The 17,975-nt window shown below is 33.9% G+C and carries 11 protein-coding genes; 4 read left to right on the top strand and 7 right to left on the bottom strand.

Going from position 1 to position 17,975, the window contains the following annotated elements; genetic code table 11:
- The first annotated feature begins 27 nt into the window (after positions 1 to 27).
- The gene (locus tag AC15TD_RS06010; RefSeq protein ID WP_484451231.1) at positions 28 to 498 is read left to right on the top strand and encodes a hypothetical protein; all 471 of its coding nucleotides are present in this window, start codon (positions 28 to 30) and stop codon (positions 496 to 498) included.
- Positions 499 to 519: 21 nt separating this feature from the next.
- On the opposite strand, the gene AC15TD_RS06005 is transcribed toward AC15TD_RS06010, so the two are convergent.
- The 7 genes from AC15TD_RS06005 to AC15TD_RS05975 form a co-directional block, all read right to left on the bottom strand.
- Positions 520 to 2,955 (bottom strand): DUF4982 domain-containing protein, encoded by a 2,436-nt coding sequence (locus AC15TD_RS06005; RefSeq protein WP_484451230.1) that lies wholly within the window; start codon positions 2,953 to 2,955, stop codon positions 520 to 522.
- 6 nt (positions 2,956 to 2,961) lie between these two features.
- A complete protein-coding gene (locus AC15TD_RS06000; protein WP_484451229.1) occupies positions 2,962 to 4,113 on the bottom strand; it encodes a glycoside hydrolase family 53 protein in 1,152 nt (383 codons plus the stop codon).
- Positions 4,114 to 4,189: 76 nt separating this feature from the next.
- Positions 4,190 to 6,943, bottom strand: coding sequence for an alpha-amylase family glycosyl hydrolase (locus AC15TD_RS05995; RefSeq protein ID WP_484451228.1), 2,754 nt, complete (start codon positions 6,941 to 6,943; stop codon positions 4,190 to 4,192).
- A 69-nt stretch (positions 6,944 to 7,012) separates the two neighbouring features.
- Positions 7,013 to 8,719: a SusE domain-containing protein gene (locus tag AC15TD_RS05990; protein WP_484451227.1), complete on the bottom strand. Its 1,707-nt coding sequence runs from the start codon at positions 8,717 to 8,719 to the stop codon at positions 7,013 to 7,015.
- 25 nt (positions 8,720 to 8,744) lie between these two features.
- Positions 8,745 to 9,848 carry a SusE domain-containing protein gene (locus tag AC15TD_RS05985; protein ID WP_484451226.1) on the bottom strand — a complete coding sequence of 368 codons (1,104 nt, stop codon included), beginning with the start codon at positions 9,846 to 9,848 and terminating at the stop codon, positions 8,745 to 8,747.
- A 22-nt stretch (positions 9,849 to 9,870) separates the two neighbouring features.
- The gene (locus AC15TD_RS05980) at positions 9,871 to 11,472 is read right to left on the bottom strand and encodes a RagB/SusD family nutrient uptake outer membrane protein (protein WP_484451225.1); all 1,602 of its coding nucleotides are present in this window, start codon (positions 11,470 to 11,472) and stop codon (positions 9,871 to 9,873) included.
- A gap of 10 nt (positions 11,473 to 11,482) precedes the next feature.
- The gene (locus tag AC15TD_RS05975; protein WP_484451224.1) at positions 11,483 to 14,389 is read right to left on the bottom strand and encodes a SusC/RagA family TonB-linked outer membrane protein; all 2,907 of its coding nucleotides are present in this window, start codon (positions 14,387 to 14,389) and stop codon (positions 11,483 to 11,485) included.
- Positions 14,390 to 14,654: 265 nt separating this feature from the next.
- Between AC15TD_RS05975 and AC15TD_RS05970 the strand changes: the two genes are divergently transcribed.
- The 3 genes from AC15TD_RS05970 to pgmB all read left to right on the top strand — a co-directional run bounded on the left by AC15TD_RS05970 (position 14,655) and on the right by pgmB (position 17,881).
- The gene (locus AC15TD_RS05970; protein WP_484451223.1) at positions 14,655 to 15,728 is read left to right on the top strand and encodes a LacI family DNA-binding transcriptional regulator; all 1,074 of its coding nucleotides are present in this window, start codon (positions 14,655 to 14,657) and stop codon (positions 15,726 to 15,728) included.
- A gap of 130 nt (positions 15,729 to 15,858) precedes the next feature.
- Positions 15,859 to 17,220, top strand: a complete 1,362-nt coding sequence (locus AC15TD_RS05965) for an MFS transporter (RefSeq protein WP_484451222.1) — start codon at positions 15,859 to 15,861, stop codon at positions 17,218 to 17,220.
- Between the two features lie 4 nt (positions 17,221 to 17,224).
- The gene (pgmB, locus tag AC15TD_RS05960) at positions 17,225 to 17,881 is read left to right on the top strand and encodes a beta-phosphoglucomutase (protein WP_484451221.1); all 657 of its coding nucleotides are present in this window, start codon (positions 17,225 to 17,227) and stop codon (positions 17,879 to 17,881) included.
- The last annotated feature ends 94 nt before the right edge of the window (positions 17,882 to 17,975 follow it).

Raw genomic sequence — 17,975 nt, 5'->3', positions numbered from 1 at the left:
AACTTTTTAATGTTTAAAACTTATACCATGAAACTAATTTTTTGTTTTTTCGCATTACTTTTACTACCCTTTTCAATCTCTGCACAACCTTTTGCAACTAAAATTGATACGCCTAAAAACCCTCAAAATGATCCTGAAATCACCTTTGCTATACAAATTTTAGAAAGTGCCGAAATTCCTGATGCGAAAAGTGTTGGGGTTTCAGCTTATCCCGATGCCAAGATTTTCCAAACAACAATAGCTCAGTCAGGCATGCTTCCCACAGTTCGGCTTTTATCTACAGATGAAGTCAGTGCAGTAAAAGATTATTATAAAAATGAACTAAGCGATTGGGAATTGCAGGACCTTTATGACGTATTCACTTTTTTTAGGGGTGATAAAATGAAAGCAATGATGATGCAAATACCAGTGGTTCAGATTCAAAATGCAGACTTTTTTAAAAAAACAATGCCATCAGCGAAAACAGTTATAACAATAGGATATAAATCTCCCGAATGAACGTAATCATTTCGTGGCACATTATTTAAAAGACTTCAAAGAAATGTTTCCTTTTTTTAATCCTTTACCAGAAACAGATAGTTCGATATTACCTGCGTCTTCGGTAGATTGAATAAGAACTACCAGTTTTCCGCTAAATAATTTCATTGTTGGTAAATGGAATAATTCAAGAGAGGTAGCGTCACCGTTACAAACAGCTCTAAATAAGCCTTTTCCTTTTACTTTAAATCTTAATTGATTCGTAGCGGTTGGACACGGAATGCCATTTTTGTCGACTACCGAAACCGTTACATAACATAAATCTTCGCCATTCGCTTTGATGGTTTTTACATCAGAATCAAGAACTATTTGATGAGGTTTTCCAGCAGTTTTAATTTCTTTTTCAGAAGCGGGTTTACCATCTTTATCAAAAGCAACTACCTTTAATGTTCCAGGTTTATATCGCACATCCATCCACATTAAGCGATATCTGTTCTGTTTGGTATCATTATTTTTATGTTGAATTCCTAAACTCTTTCCATTCAAAAATAATTCGGCACTATCATAGCTTGTATAAACAAAAACGGGGGTTGTTTTGCCTTCGCGATCTTCCCAATTCCAATGCGGTAATATATGCAAGGTTTCGTCTTTAGTATTCCATCGACTTCGATATAAATAGTATCTGTCTTTTGGTAAACCTGCTAAGTCATTGATGCCAAAATAGGAACTTCGAGATGGCCAAGCCCCATCATAAGGTGTTGGTTCTCCTAAGTAATCAAAACCTGTCCAAACAAATTCACCAATCACCCAAGGTTTATCATCTTGTAATACAAAATCATCATCTGGTAAGTTGGACCAGCTACAATATTCTAAATCGTAAGACGATGACTGAAAATCATCATAGGTTTTCATGCTGGCTTTTTCAACAGGAAACTTATAAATACCACGTGAACTTACCGTTGAGGCTGTTTCTGACCCTAAAATAAATCCTTGGGGAAATTTTTCATAGGCCTCCTCATAGAGATGCACGCGATAATTTAGGCCAGGAACATCCAGCAAAGCTCCAAACCCAGACTCCATAGTTGCTTTTACTTGATCCATACCAACAGTAACGGGTCTTGTTGGGTCTTCACGATGAAAAATATCCTGTAACCATTTGGCACGTTTGACACCTTCGGCTCCCCATTGATCTGGAACTTCATTACCGGAACTCCACATAACAATACATGGATGATTTCGGGTAGCTCTCACTAAATTAACAACATCTTTTTCAGCGTATGCATCAAAATAAAGGTTATAGCCATTTTTTACTTTTGGTTTTGCCCATTCGTCAAAACTTTCAGCTAAAAACATAAAACCCATTTCATCACAAAGCTCCAATTGTTCCATAGAAGGCATGTTATGAGAACTTCTTATGGCATTACAACCCATATCTTTTAAAATGCGTAATTGGTGTCTTAAAGCAGATTTATTGACAGCACTACCAATTGGTCCCAAATCATGATGTAAGCAAACGCCTTTAAACTTAGTAATCTCTCCATTTAAACTAAATCCGGTCTTTTGGTTGTATTCAATCTGTCTAATTCCGAAACGTTTTGTTATCTCATCTTTCAAGTCGTTTCCAGCATATAATCGAGAAACGGCTGTGTATAGATACGGGGATTCAGGATTCCAAAGTTTGGGATTGTTAACGGCTATATTTTGTTCGAATTCATTGTCGAAAAGTTCAGCAGTTTCATTAGAATTAACCTTGTCGCCATCAGCATCAAATATAGTTGTTACCATTCTTAAATCCTCTCCAGAGACTTTGGTTTTAATATTTACTTTAGCTATTTCTTGAGCAATTAAGGGTGTTGTAATGAATGTTCCCCATTGGTCAATGCTTTCCTTGTTTTTTATAATAATGCTAACGTTTCGATACAAACCTGCTCCCGGGTACCATCTTGAAGACTCTCCTTGATTGGATAACTTTACAGCTAATGTATTCTCTTGAGTGGTTGATATGTAATCAGTAATATCAAAATAAAAATAAGCATAACCATATTTCCATTCTCCAACTTTATGACCATTAATAAATACTTCTGGCTGGCTCATGGCACCTTCAAATAGAATGATGGCTTTTTTATTAGTATTGAAATTTGGTAATGAAAACGAATGTCTGTACCAGGCTTCTCCAATATATGGTAAAGCGCCAGTTCTTCCTGTTTTTTCTGTGGCGACATTTTCACCGTTTTGTTCAATGGCAACAACCTGTTTATCGATGTCTTTATCAAAAGGCCCATAAATGGCCCAGTCATGCGGAACCGTAACATCTTCCCATTGAGAGTCATTAAAGTTACTTTTTACGGCTTCAGGGTGGTTGCCTTTATTAAATTTCCATCCTTTTTTTAGTGTGATGACCTCTCTGGTTTGTGCTTTTAATGTTCCGATAGAAATTAAGATGCAGAAAAGAGGGAATATAGATTTAAAATATCTCATGAGTTACTATTGTAATGAGCCGTTATAAAATTGCATACCAAGTGTGGCTTTATTGTTTTGGTCAAATAGCGTCGCATTATCCCAATGTGACCCTTGTCTCCAAAGGGTACTGCACCCTGTTGAAACCCAAGCCGGTTCCCAATAAATTAAACCTTCGCCACCAGCATTTTCTATAATAGTCTTTAATTTATTAAGATACTTTAACTGACCTTCTTGTGAAGCTGGATACCCTTTAATAAGCGCATTACTATCTAAAATATTATTAGCGCTGTCTGCATTAGTGAGTGTGAAAGGATAGGCCGTTTCAACAATCATTAATCGTTTTTTGTAGGTGTTTATTAAGGTTGTTAAAGGTGTTGCTATATTATTTAGGGTGTATTCAGACCATATGGGGTAATACGACAATCCTATCCAGTCGTAATCGGTAACACCATTAGCAGTTGCTTGTTCAAACCACCATAAGGCATTTTCCGGTTGGGCAATATGTAGCATGACTTCAATCGTTTTATTTTTTGCTGAAGAAATGTCTCTAACCGCTTTAATACCTTTATTAATTAATGATGAATTTCTTACCCAATCTATTGGCCATTTTAAATCACCATCTTGAAGAATCATTGGGTTTATTTCGTTCCCTATCTGTACAATATCAGGGAGTAGGTTTGATGTTGCTAAATTATTTAAGGTTTGATACGTGTAATTATATAATAAGTTTCCCAATGCTTCAGTATCATCAATTGAATCTATCCAAGCGGCTGGAATTTGCTGTTTACTCGGGTCTGTCCAAGTGTCTGAATAATGAAAGTCTAACAAGACTTTCATGTTAAGGTTCTTTGCACGTTGTATTGACTTTTTAACGTCTTCGTTATTGGAGTAATTCGTCCATGTCGGATTGTGCCATAAACGAATTCTAATTAAGTTAGCCCCTGCTTCCTTAAAAATAGAATAGGGATCTTTTACGCTATTATTTTCATCTTTATAAATAGCACCACAATCTTCCATTTCATTGACATAAGAAAGATCTGCTCCATAATAAAATGCTACAGAATCATTAATAATGTCACCTTTATCGTCGTTGTTGTTTTGAGAACTACTACTTGAACAACAAAAAAAGACTATAAAACATAATACTCCAATGCTAGTTAATAATTTCAATGTCATACTATTTAATTATAAAGATAATAAAAAGCCAACTTTTAAAGTTGGCTTTTTATGTTTTAGTAATTCAAAATTTCAATTAAAGTTTTATGAGCTTCGAAGTGCTTTCTTCTAAACTATTCGTTTTTGCTTTAATAATGTAAATACCCTGACTTAAATCGGAAATATTAAATCGCTTTTCCATACTAAAGTCTCCTTTAAAAGATTTGATTAGCTTTCCAGTTAAATCATATATCTCTAAGTTGTTTATAGACTTATTAAATTTAAAACTTGTTTGAGCAGGGTTAGGGTATAACTTAATAAGATTTGATTTATCAACGTCATTAATACTTAAATTTTGAGTTTTAGAATATAATCTATATTCACCAGGTTGAAGGCTAATGTTGGCTGTAGGATTCGATACATTCAACGTAGAATTTGTGAAAACGTCGTACCAACTACCTGTTGTTGGAAAATTAGGATTAACTGTTTTTGTAGTAACATCAAAATTAGCAAGAATTACAACATCTAAACCTCCTATGTTATCATTTAAATTAATGCGTTTTACAAGTCCTGAAACATCTAAATTAAAATCATTCGTATTAAAAGTAGAAGGGAATTGTTTTTTTAATGCTATCATTTTAGCTGTAATATTATACAAATCTTGTCGGTCTGCGTCGGCATCATAACCTAAAGTCCATGCAACAGGTTTTCTGTCTAATCTACAACTACCATCTTCAATATCACCATCACAATTAATACTTTTATCATATCCAAGTTCCCCAAATTGCCAAAGCATTTTTGGCCCTGGGATTCCGTAGAATACAACTGAAGCAGCCTCTTGTCTATCTAATGCTGTTCCTAAGTCTTTCACATCATATGAGCCACTAACATTCCCATAGGCTAAATTTTTAACCATTAACCGTTCTTCATCATGGCTTTCCATATAACCCATAATATGAGGGTTGTTCCAGTTTCTGCTTTTGTAGGACAGCCATGATATATCTGAATCTGTAGCATAACCCATGGTGTTTTGATTAAAATTATGATTTAGATTTCCCCAAAGCATAAACCCATAATTAGCTAATACTGTTTCTTCGGAATTGTCAGCAAAATGTTCTAATATCAAATAGGCATCAGATGACACATTGTTCCAGATATAATCTGCATAATCTTCTAGTATTGCAATACGAGAAGCATCATAATTACCCCATGCGCCAACATTGCTTGGGTTGTTTGTTTGTGTAAACCCTTTAGATAAATCAAACCTAAACCCATCAACTTTAAATTCTTCAATCCAATATTTTAAAGTTTGTTTAACATACGTTTTAGTGTATACACTTTCATGATTGAAATCGTAACCCACATTAAACGGATGTTTGGCATCAGGGTTTAACCACGGATTATCAGCTGCTGGTTTGTTATTTGTGCTATCCCAATACATTTGAGACAAAGGGCTTTGACCAAATGCATGATTATATACAACATCTAAAATTACAGCAATACCGCGTTGATGGCATTCATCTACAAATTCTTTAAAGTTGTTTTTGGTTCCATAAGCTTTATCTAAGGCGCCATGAAAAGATGGATTATAACCCCAACTATCATTGCCTTCAAATTCGCTAACTGGCATGAGTTCAATAGCATTTACACCAAGCTGATCAAGATAATTAAGATGTGTCATGGCTTCTTGAAAAGAATCTGTTTCAGTGAAATCTCTAATCAACATTTCATAAACAATCAAATTTTCTTTATTAGGTTTCGTAAATGTTGTGTTTTGCCAGGTATAATTCGCTTCATTAATTTTAAATGTAGAAATGATACCAGTAGTTTCTCCTAGTGGATACGCCATTAAATTAGGATAGGTTGTGTTAGATATATATTGATCGTTATTGGGGTCTAGAATTTTTTTAGCATATGGATCAGCGACTTTTAGACTATAATCTATGTAATATTGATATGCATATTCGGTATTAGCATCTAAACCGCTTACTGTTACCCAAAATGTGTTATTATCTTTTTTCATTTGATAGTTTTGGTTTAACATCCAGTTATTAAAACTACCAATTAAAAAGACATCTGCTTTAGAAGGTGCTTGTAAAACAAAAGTAACGGTACCATCGCCATTATCATTAAATCCGTTTTCTAAACCAGTTGGTAATGTTTGATTTTGAGTTGGTGTTTTTACATACACCGAAATATCTTGCGTTTTAGTTTCACTATTTAGAGTAGCAATTGCTTGTAACGTATAATTTCCGGTAGATGAAAATGTATATGGTTGAGAAATAGTGGTGGTATTTGAACTTGTTTTAATAGATTCATTATTTACTTTAAGTTCTAAATCTGCATTAATGCTAGATTCGGCACTAATTGTAATGTTGTCGTTTAAATTATATACAGCTTCATCAGTTGGGTTTGTAAAAGTTATATTTAGACCCTGTCCATAAATAGGGATAAAAATATCTGGTCTTGATTGTAAACTACTTGTACTGCTTCTAAAAACGATCGCAATATCGGTAACTACTTCTCCCACGGTTATGCTATAATAGGTAGTGATATCTGGGGTAATGACTAATTGATATGTATTCGTTCCTGTACGTGTTAATTTCGGTTGTGTTGTATTGGAATTCCAAGTGCCAATAACATGTTTCCAATCTGAGCTACTCGTTGACGCTGTAGTTAACACACCTGTATGCGCATAAACATCGCCTGTATAGCCATCTAACTCTGTTCCAGTAGCATCAAAAGTAACGGTTATAGCATCTGAGACTGTTGGTATGGTCGGTATTGTAGTAACTACTTGAGAATATATTACCGATGTAAACAATAAAAACAGTAAGTATAATTTTTTCATAGTCTGAGTTATTTTTATGGAAAAAAAAGGCTGATGTATATCAGCCTTTTTTTAACACTTAATTTACACTTAATTTTTAGTATATGTAGGATTTGCTGGGTCAGAGAAATCTAAAACAAAAGAGTAAGTTCCTGCTGTAGTAAATATGTTTCCTCCTCCTTCTTCTAAAACAAAATCACCATTACTATCACCATAATTTTTGTCAGGAGCATCCCAATTATTGTTTGATCTAAATTTGTATTCACCCTCAATAAGTGTCACATCATTTAGAATCCAAATGTCATTAAATGGTCGAGACCAATCTCTATTAAATTGTGCATCTGGAGTAGCTCCCCAATTATTATAAGCACCACCTACAAGTCCCCAAACATAATCAATTTGTTCTAGCGTGTAAATAAGATTATTAAGATCTACTGTAACAATATAAATACCAGCAGAAACAGCTATGTTTGCACCACCTTCTTCTAAAGTTCCATCAGCTCCGTTATCACCATAGTTTACATTAGGCGCATCCCAACTGTTGTTCATTCTAAATTTCATTTCCCCATCAATAAGCGTCACAATGCCTCTAAAAACATCTGAGTATTGATCATATTCTAACATAAAATCTAGAGTAGCGCCCCAATTATTATAAGCACCACCAACAACGCCTAAAGAAAAAGCTTCAATGGTATAGGTATTCGAATTAAAGTCTAAAGTAATTTTATAGTCTCCCGCAGTAGTTATTGCGATATTAGCTCCGCCTTCTTCAATAGTACCATCTGCACCATTATCACCATAATTTATATTGGGTGCGTCCCAACTATTATTTTCTCTAAATTTAATTTCTCCGACGGTCAAATTCACATATGCAGCTAACACACCGTCAACACTAGTTTCAAAGAAAGGTAAATCTGGACCACCCCATTGGTTTATTGTAGAAGAGCCCACAATGCCCCAAACAGTTGATAAATCTAGAACTGTTAAATACGTAGTAACTGAAATTGTAACTGTTTCAGAGATTCGCTCTAGAACTGTTCCAGAAACATTATCTGTAATTGTAGCAACTACCCTAAGATCTAAATCACCAGTCTCATCAACCGCAATACCACTTTGAATAGCCAATCCGTTTAGTTTAGCATTTGTTAAAGAAATTGAATTTAAATTTGTAACACTGCCAGCCTCTATAGGTGACGCAAAACTTGTTCCTGCAGTACCTACTTCTAAGACATATTGTACATCTACCCCTAATGACGATTCTAAAATAGGGTCACTCCATTCAACATTAACAGCTTCAACGTCATTATTATCTAATGATAATGCAAAAGAATCTCCGTTAGCAATACTTGTAAATTCCGGAGCATTTACAGGATACGTTGTTACAAGTAACAAAATAGTATTGGTTACTTGACTTCCCGATGAAACTCTTATGTAAATGGCGATATCTTTAAAACTACTCACACCTGTATTTACAATGGCATTATTAAATTCTGCAACAGTCATTGAGAATGTATTAGAATCTGAAGTTCCTAAGGAAACTGAACTAGAAAAATCGGCTTCAGTAGACATTTCAACATTGTAAGAACTACTTCCAGTAATATCATCATTCCAAGAAATAGTAAATGCAGGGTTTTCTGGTAAAGCAAAATTTAAAAACACACTACTAATACCTGGCGTATTTAGAGCAAACTGAGGCTCTGGCGCAGTAATCGTCAGGCTTTCTTCAGTTTCACATGCTCCAAAAAGAAGCACTGATAGCATTAGAAGAAAACTTAATTTGTTTATATATAATTTCATTTTTTTTATATTAAATTGATTAATATTATAAGTTTAATGGAATAAGGATATAACGACCAGTTAAATCGTTAAACCAAACATCATAATCGTCTTCTACAATTACAGGTATGGAACCACCACCATCAGTAGCTACTCCAGAAAAACCGGTAGTACCTCCCCATGTTGCTCCAGAATCAGTTAAGAAAGTTACGTCGCCAGGAGTTAAATGCAAACCTTGAATATTCCAAATATGGCCATCGAAAGTTAAAGGGGTCATAGCAGTTGTAGCAACACTAGATCCTTGTATTGATAAACTTGCTGGACTTGTAATTCCTGAAGCATTAAATGCTTCAAAAGTAAAAGTATTATTACCGAAATTCATTGTAAAGGTATAGAACCCACCAGCAACACCGTTTGCACCTGCATACGGAAATCTTTCTGGTTCTGGTGATGAATTTGTTGCTGTTGTATTCCAAAATGTACTTCCATCATCTGTTCCGTACTGAGGATGCCAAAGTCCTTTTGTATCTAGTACTTTAAAATGACCATTGTCTGCAAAAAAACCAGTATAATAGTATAGGTTTGCATTATCACTATCTCTAAATAATGCTGGATTATTAGAATTGTTGTTCCATCCTGGTGCAGTGGCATCGCCAACTAAGTAAAAATCGTTAAATGCATAATTAAAATATGGGAATACTTCAAATTGTATGGCATTTGAATTTATAGGATCACTTTTTTGAGACCCTAATGAGGCAATAACTCTAGTGTATAAAGTGGCCCATTCAAAAGGGTTTAAACCTGCGTTTCCTGCTGCAGCGTTTATTTCACTAATAGATAAAGTAATAGCAGTTTGTCCAGTAACTGAAGCCGCCGTTACAGGCGCTGTAAAGGCTTCGTCACTAGCAAATTGAATCGCATAGTTTATAGCGGTTTGTTGTCCGTAGTCTGATTCAACCCAATTTAAAGTAACTGCTGGGTTCGAAGTATTAACAGGATCTAATTCAATACTTGAGAAGTTTAAGTCTGCAAGTATTGGTGCGGTAGGTGCTGTTATACTGAATGTGTCAGTTGTATCATTACAAGAGCTTAGGAATAGTAAAACTAAACCAATAATGCCAACTGCTGAAATTCTTTTAAAATTTTTCATCGTCTTTAATTTGTTTTTAATTTTAATACCCTGGATTTTGAGTAAGATTAGGATTAGCAGCCATACTTCCTGTAGGAATAGGGTAGACATTAAAGTGAGCAGGAAGTGCAATTCCGTTACTTCCATTTCCTTTCCAAGCCCAATTGTAATTACCTCCGGTAAATCTATTATATCTAATTAAGTCTTGTCTTCTATGCGCTTCCCAGTGCAATTCTCTTGATCTTTCATCTAATATGAAATCTAAGGTTAATTGCCCTGAACTTATCAAATTAGAATTATTTGCTCTTGTTCTTAAAGCGTTTACATAATCAATAGCATTGGTTAAGGTTCCGCCGCCACCTCTTAAATGAGCTTCGGCATACATTAAATACACATCGGCTAATCTAAATAACGGAAAATCTGTATCGACAAAGGTTTGATCGATACCAAAATTACCTGTAGAAGTCGCATTTGAATATTTTTGAATGATGTAACCGGAATCGTTGTCAGAGATATCAGTAATATCAATATCTCTTTCTTCAGAAATGATAGTATTACGGGTGTCATTTGCAAAAGACCCATCCCAAAGATCGGCAAATTGCTTTCTTACTCTAAGAGCGCCACCCCAGCCGCCTTCAGCAACACCAACTTCCAATCCGTTTAGTTCAAGGCTTCCAACAGACCCATTAATCATAACGGTTGTAGGCCCATAGTTTTGAGTTGTTAAACCATCTGAAACAATTGGAAAAATAATTTCGTTTATTGCTGAGTTTGTATTGTTATCTGCCATGAAATTATGCAGATAATTAGTGGCTAATGAATACCCACCATCTATAATTTTCTCACAATAGCTAATACAATCAGAATAGTGATCTGTTCCAATATACACTTCGGCATTTAAATACATTTTAGCTAAAATCATATAGGCTACAGCTTTATCGGCTCTTCCATATTCATTTTGTCTAGCGTCTATTAAATCGGCATCAATGTCTTTTAATTCAGTTTCAATAAAATCAAATAATTGAGCTCTATCATAAACTGGAGGTTGAGAACTAATAGCATCATCTTGAGTCGCAAAATTAGCTTTTCCAAAAATATCCATCATATAATAGTAAGCCATAGCGCGCATTAATCGTGCTTCTGCTCTATAGGCAGGCATCTCGCTTCTCACTGCAGAAGAGACGTTTCTTGCGTCTAATTTAGCATCAGTAGTTTCTCTTAAAAAGTTATTTGCCAATGATACAGATAGATGCGCTCTACTATACATTCCCAATAATAAAGGGTTTTGAGCTGTCCAAATATTTCTTTGAATTTCTCTAGTTCCTGGATCATTTTCATAAGACCAAATCATTTGGTCTGCAGACAGGGTTTGTACATATAAAAGTACACGCCCAAACTGGCTAGTTCCAGCATCTATATTCTTAAGATTAGAACTTCCTGCGCCATCGGTTCCTGTTAATGCTAAATTTGCATAGACACCAGCTAAAACTTGTTTATAAGCAGATTCACTTTCAAAAAGGTTTTCGCTTAAAACAGTTTGGTCGTCATTAGGTGTTATATTTAAATCATCGGTACAAGAAGTTAATGCAGCGACAAAAATCATTATAAAACCTAGTGTTTCAAATATTTTAAATCTTGTTTTCATAGTTTATTTTTTAAAATTTAAAATTAGCTCCAGCTAAAATAGTTCTTGGTCTAGGATAAATCAAGTTGTCAATCCCATCAAATACTTCAGGGTCTAAACCACTATAATTGGTTATGGTAAATACATTTTGTATACCAGCCCATAATCTTAAACTTTTTAAGTTGTTTTTAGTTATATTATTGATAGTATAACCTAATGTGATATTGTCCATTCTTAGGAATGAAGCGTCTTCAATATAGATATCAGATATAATTACATCAGAAGTTCTTTGGAAATTAGTATTTAAAACCGATGATGGAATATTACCTAGTACGGCATTATTTTGAAGTAACTCGTATTGCGCTCTTGAAGAGTTTACGTTGTTATAAACGTAGTTACCAAGATTGGCTCTTAAGTTAAATGATAAATCAAGGTTTTTATAATTGATGTTTGATTGAAATCCTAAAATTACATCTGCCCCTGGATTTTCTTTTAAATAACGATCGTCATCATTAATAATATTGTCGCCATTTAAATCAACAAAAGCACCTTCTATAGGATTTCCAGAAGTATCATATAACTGCTTGTAAACACTAAAAGAATTTGGCGCAAAGCCTTCTCTTAATAACTGAATGTTATTTCCAGTTCCGCCAGAGATACCTCCTGTTCTTACATCCTGACCTAGTGCAAGTTTAGTGATTTCTCTATCTAAAAAAGTAGCATTAAAGTTAAAATCAACATTAAAGTCGTCTGTATTTATAACGTCAGCATTTAATGAAAACTCAATACCTTGAATTTGTAATTCACCAATGTTTTGGATGATACTATTTGAAAAGTTAGTTCCATCTGCAACGGCAGCTGTAAATAATAAATCGGTAGAATTTTTTTGGAAGAAGTTTAAAGAACCTGATAGTTTTTCGTTAAACAATCCATAATCAATACCAAACTCTATGGTTGCTGTTTCTTCCCATTTTAAATCAGGATTAACTTCAGAAGCAATTAAAGACTGGATAACAGAATTTCCAAATTGATATTGTGAGTTTTCATCACCACCTCTATAGCGGTTTAAGAAAATATCTTTTTCATTTACTGCTTGTTGTCCTGTAATACCATAACCGGCTCTTAATTTTAAATTAGAAATAACCTTAGAATCTTTTAGGAAATCTTCATCACTCAAATTCCAAGCTAAAGCGGCAGCAGGGAAGTTACCCCATTGGTTGTCTTTGCTAAAACGTGATGTTCCATCTCTTCTATACGTTAAGGTTAGTAAATATTTATCAAGAAACGTAAGGTTAGCTCTACCAAAGAATCCTATTAAAACAACATCTGGGTCTGCATAAAAACTAGCAAAACTTAATTCATCTAATCGATTTCCAGAATTATCACCTTCATTAGTAAATTTTTGATACGAATAACCTGCAGTAAATTCTGTACGTACGTTGTTAAATTCTTTATTATAAGTTAAATAACCATCCAGTAATTGGTTCGTTCTTTTTTGAGAACCATTGGATCGATTTCCTTTTACAGGGTCATTTGTTGCATATGTGGCAGTATTAATTGTCTTGGCTCTAGTTTCATCATAACCAATATTTAATACAGCTTTTAACTCTGGCAAGAAATGAAATTTATAGTCAAAATTTAAATTCCCATAACTTCTATTTGAATCACCAATATTATTAGTCTGCAATAAATTTGCTACAGGGTTTGTTGCTCCATTCGATAAAACATTGCCAGTTCTATGTTGGTAGAAACCTCCAAATGGCGATGTTGAATCGTAAACTGGATGTGTTGGATCATAAAGTATAGCAGTTCCAATTTGACCAGAATCCCCAAAACGGTTATCTTCATAAGAAAGATTTGCGTTTAAATTAACTTTTAAGTGATTATCAAAAAAAGTAGGATTTAAGGCTAAGCTTAAGTTTTTACGCTCAAATTTTGAGGTAAGTATAGCACCTTCTTGATTCGTTACTCCAAATGAAAATCTAGCAGGAAGTGCTTTAAAAAGAGATCCTTGTAATGAAATATTATGTTGATTAGAAACAGTATTTCTAAAAATTTCATCCTGCCAATCTGTTGAAGCCGTACCTAATAAACTTGTATCTAAAGTAGTTCCGTTTAAAGGTTGAGATGTTACTAATTGTCTGTATTCATCTGCTGAAAAAACATTTATTCTATCTGTTAGTTCTCCAAAGCTAAATTGCATATCGTATGTAGCACTAAACGTAGACTTCCCTTTTTTGGTAACAATAATGATAACCCCATTAGAGGCTCTGGAACCATAAATAGCAGTTGCTGACGCATCTTTTAAAACTGAAAAGGAATCAATGTCATTAGGGTTAATACTAGCTAGCACACCTCTAGAGCCGCTTACGCCATTATTATCAATAGGTAATCCGTCAATAATAATAAGAGGGTCATTTGATGCGTTAATAGAGGAACCTCCACGAATTTTAATTTGAGATCCAGAACCTGGCGCACCGCTTGTTGTAATACTAACACCAGCAACTCTACCACTTAATAAATTTTCAGGGGTAACAATATTACCCTTTGTGAAATCTTTGGATGTAATTGATTCTACTGAACCAGTGGCATCTTTTTTAGTAGTAGAACCATAACCAATAATAACTACTTCATCAAGCTGAGAAGTGTTTTCAGTAAGTTCAATGTTAAGTGTCGTTTGTCCAGTAAAGGTAATTTCAACTGGATTGTAGCCTACATAAGAGAATAAAATAATATCTCCGTTGTTTGCATTAATTTGATAGTTTCCATCAAAGTCTGTTGCTGTTCCAGAAGAGGTTCCTTTAATAAGTATGTTTACTCCTGGTAAGGGTATTGACGTCGATTGTTCTGTTACCGTTCCTGTTACTGTCGTTTGTCCAAACATACATATTGGAACAAAGAATAAGAGAAATAGTAAGCTGTTTACATTTGTTTTCATACAATACTTTTGAATTAGTCTAATAATTAGTTTGTTATATTTTCACTTCTCGGGTTAAAACAATGTAAATTTAATGTAAACTTTTAACAAAAAATTATCATATCACCAACGAAAACGTTTGCGTGTTAATAACTTTTGTGAAATTCGTAACGGAATCGTTTGCGTATTAGCAACTATTCAATTTTGATCAATTTGAAAGAAAAGCATTAAATTAGCTAACATTAAAATATTCATTCTTTAAGAAAGAATAATTCTTTAAAATAGTATGAAACGAAAAGTAACGTTAAAGCAGATAGCAAAAGAACTTGATGTATCAATTTCTACAGTTTCTAGGGCTTTAAGTAATAGTAAAGAAATAGGTGAAGAAACGAGGGAGAAAATTCAAGCGTTTGCTAAGTTTTATAACTACAAACCCAACAACATTGCCCTTAGTTTAAAAAATAGAAAGACAAAAACCATCGGAATTTTAATTCCAGAGATTGTTCATCATTTTTTCTCAACGGTTATTAGGGGTATTGAAATTATTGCAAATAAAAGGGGTTACAATGTCATTATTGGGCTGTCAAATGAATCTTTTAGTAAAGAGGTCATTAATATGGAAATGCTAGCCAATGGAAGTATTGATGGGTTTATTTTATCTATATCAAAAGAAACTTTATTACAGCAAGATTATCATCATTTTAAGGAAACAATAAGTCAAGGTATTCCTATTGTGATGTTTGATCGCGTAATTAATGAAGTTGATTGCGATAAAGTTATTGTTGATGACTATAAAGGCTCTGTAAATGCCGTTAAAAAATTAATTTCTACCGGATGCAAAAATATAGCACTTATTACAACCATGGATTATGTAAGTGTTGGTAAATTAAGGACACAAGGATATTTAAGGGCATTGGAAGAAAGTCATATTAATCCGAAGGCTAGTTTAATTTTAAAATTAGACGATAGTCTAGCTCTCGAAGAACATTTAGATTTATTGGAAAAAGAAATTGAACAGTTTTTTAGTAATAATTCTAAAATTGATGCCATTTTTGCTGTGAACGAGCTTTATGCAGTCACTGCTATGAAGGTCGCCAGAAAGTTAAATTTTAATATTCCAGAAGACATTCAAGTTATTGGTTTTACAGACGGAGTTTTATCAAAACACGCCAGACCAAGTTTAACAACAGTAAGTCAACATGGTCAAAAAATAGGAGAGAAAGCGGCCGATTTATTGATTGATAGGTTAGAGTTAGATAACGACGATTCAGATACGTATATTCCTGAAAATGAAGTAGATAATAATTTTAAAACTGTGATTATTGAAACCGAATTAATAGAAAGAGATTCAACTAAATAAATTTTTTATTAGTTTGAATTAAATTATTTTATACCTTTGAGCCAAATCAAAACTTATATTTTCACTTCTCACCAATAAGTTTTGATAAGTAATATGCTTATCAAATAGTAATCATTTTAATTTACTATTTATGGAAAAGCGTAGACTGAGTTTCTGGGAGATTTGGAACATGAGTTTCGGTTTCTTAGGAATCCAAATGGGGTTTGCCCTACAAAATGCTAATGCCAGTAGAATTCTTCAGATTTTCGGAGCCGACGTTCATGAACTGTCATGGTTTTGGATAATTGCGCCTTTAATGGGGCTCATTGTTCAACCCATTATAGGGCATTACAGTGATAACACTTGGGGCCGCTTCGGAAGAAGAAAACCTTATTTTTTAGCGGGGGCTTTATTAGCATCTATTGGCCTTGTCTTAATGCCGCAAGCAGATATTTTTATAGCATTTTTACCAGCTTTATGGGTTGGTGCTGGAATGCTTATGATTATGGATGCATCCTTCAACATCGCCATGGAACCTTTTCGAGCTTTGGTTGGTGATAATCTTAGAACCGATCAACGTACTTTAGGCTTTAGTGTTCAAACAGCACTCATTGGCTTTGGGGCCGTTATTGGCTCTTGGTTACCCTATGCGTTGGCCAATTGGTTTGGAGTTTCGAACAGAACTATAGATGGAGAAGTTCCTTTTAACTTAATCTTGTCGTTTATCATTGGAGCTATTGTTTTAATCATTTCAATTTTAGTTACAGTATTAAGTACTAAAGAGTATTCACCAGAAGAATTAGATAGCTTCGAATCTGCTCAGTCCAATACTGACATTCCTTCATTAGAGGAAGAAGAAAAAGAATCCAGTTTATTAGATATTTTTGATGACTTCAGGAAAATGCCTGTTACGATGCGTCAATTAAGCTGGGTACAGTTTTTTTCTTGGTTTGGTCTATTTGGTATGTGGGTTTTTGCAACGCCAGCCATTGCGCAACATATTTATGGGTTGCCGCATACAGATAGTAGTAGTTCAACATACCAAGATGCCGGTGATTGGATAGGAATTCTTTTTGGAGTTTATAATCTAGTATCTGCATTTTATGCCTTCGCATTGCCCTATATAGCGAAAAAAATAGGCAGAAAACGAACACATGCTATCTCATTAATTATAGGTGGGTTAGGCTTGCTTTCTATTTACATGATGCCAAATGAAAATTGGCTTATTGTTTCTATGATAGGTGTAGGGATTGCCTGGGCTAGTATTTTAGCCATGCCATATGCCATATTAGCAGGATCTATTTCTCCAAAAAAGATGGGAGTTTATATGGGCATATTTAATTTCTTTATTGTAATCCCGCAAATTATCAATGCCTTAATAGGTGGACCTTTAGTTAAGTATGCTTATGACAATCAAGCAATATTTGCTTTAATGTTAAGCGGTGTTAGTTTTTTAATTGCAGCCGGATTAGTTTATAAAGTAAAAGATGTTGATGATATAATTCAATCTTAAATGTATGAGTAAAAAAGGATTTATATTCGATTTGGACGGTGTTATAGTTGATACAGCAAAGTATCATTATCTGGCATGGAAAAAACTGGCCAATAGTATTGGTGTAGATTTTACCGAAATCCAAAACGAACAACTTAAAGGTGTTAGCCGTATTGAATCGCTTAAGAAGATTTTAAAGTGGGGAAATAAAACACTTTCCGAAGAAGATTTTAATCGATTAATGTCAATGAAAAATGAAGATTATTTAAATTATATTGATAAAATGGATACTTCAGAAATCTTACCGGACGTTACTGAAACATTAGATTTTTTAATAGAAAATAAGCAACCAATAGCATTAGGTTCAGCAAGTAAAAATGCTCCAGAAATTCTTAATAAAGTGAATTTATTTAATCAATTTAATGCCATTGTAGATGGGAATTCGGTTACAAAGGCAAAGCCTGATCCTGAAGTGTTTTTAAAGGCAGCAGAAGCGATACAAATTAAACCAGAAGACTGTGTTGTTTTTGAAGATTCTGTGTCAGGAATTCAAGCAGCCAATGCAGCCAATATGATTTCTATTGGAATTGGAGATGAAGAGGTGCTTTTTGAAGCTGATTATATTTTTAAGGATTTTACACAGATAAGTACAGATTTTATAAAGGGACTCATCGAAAAATAAAAATTAATAAACTAAAGGAATAAGACAATTAGAAATTATGTCAAGGTATTGCTTATATAAATGACGTGGCCTGAATTCTATTGTCTAATATCAA

The organism is Yeosuana sp. (genome assembly GCF_057126245.1).
Note: the sequence above shows the minus strand (reverse complement) of the source record. Positions and strands in the feature narration are given on the sequence as shown.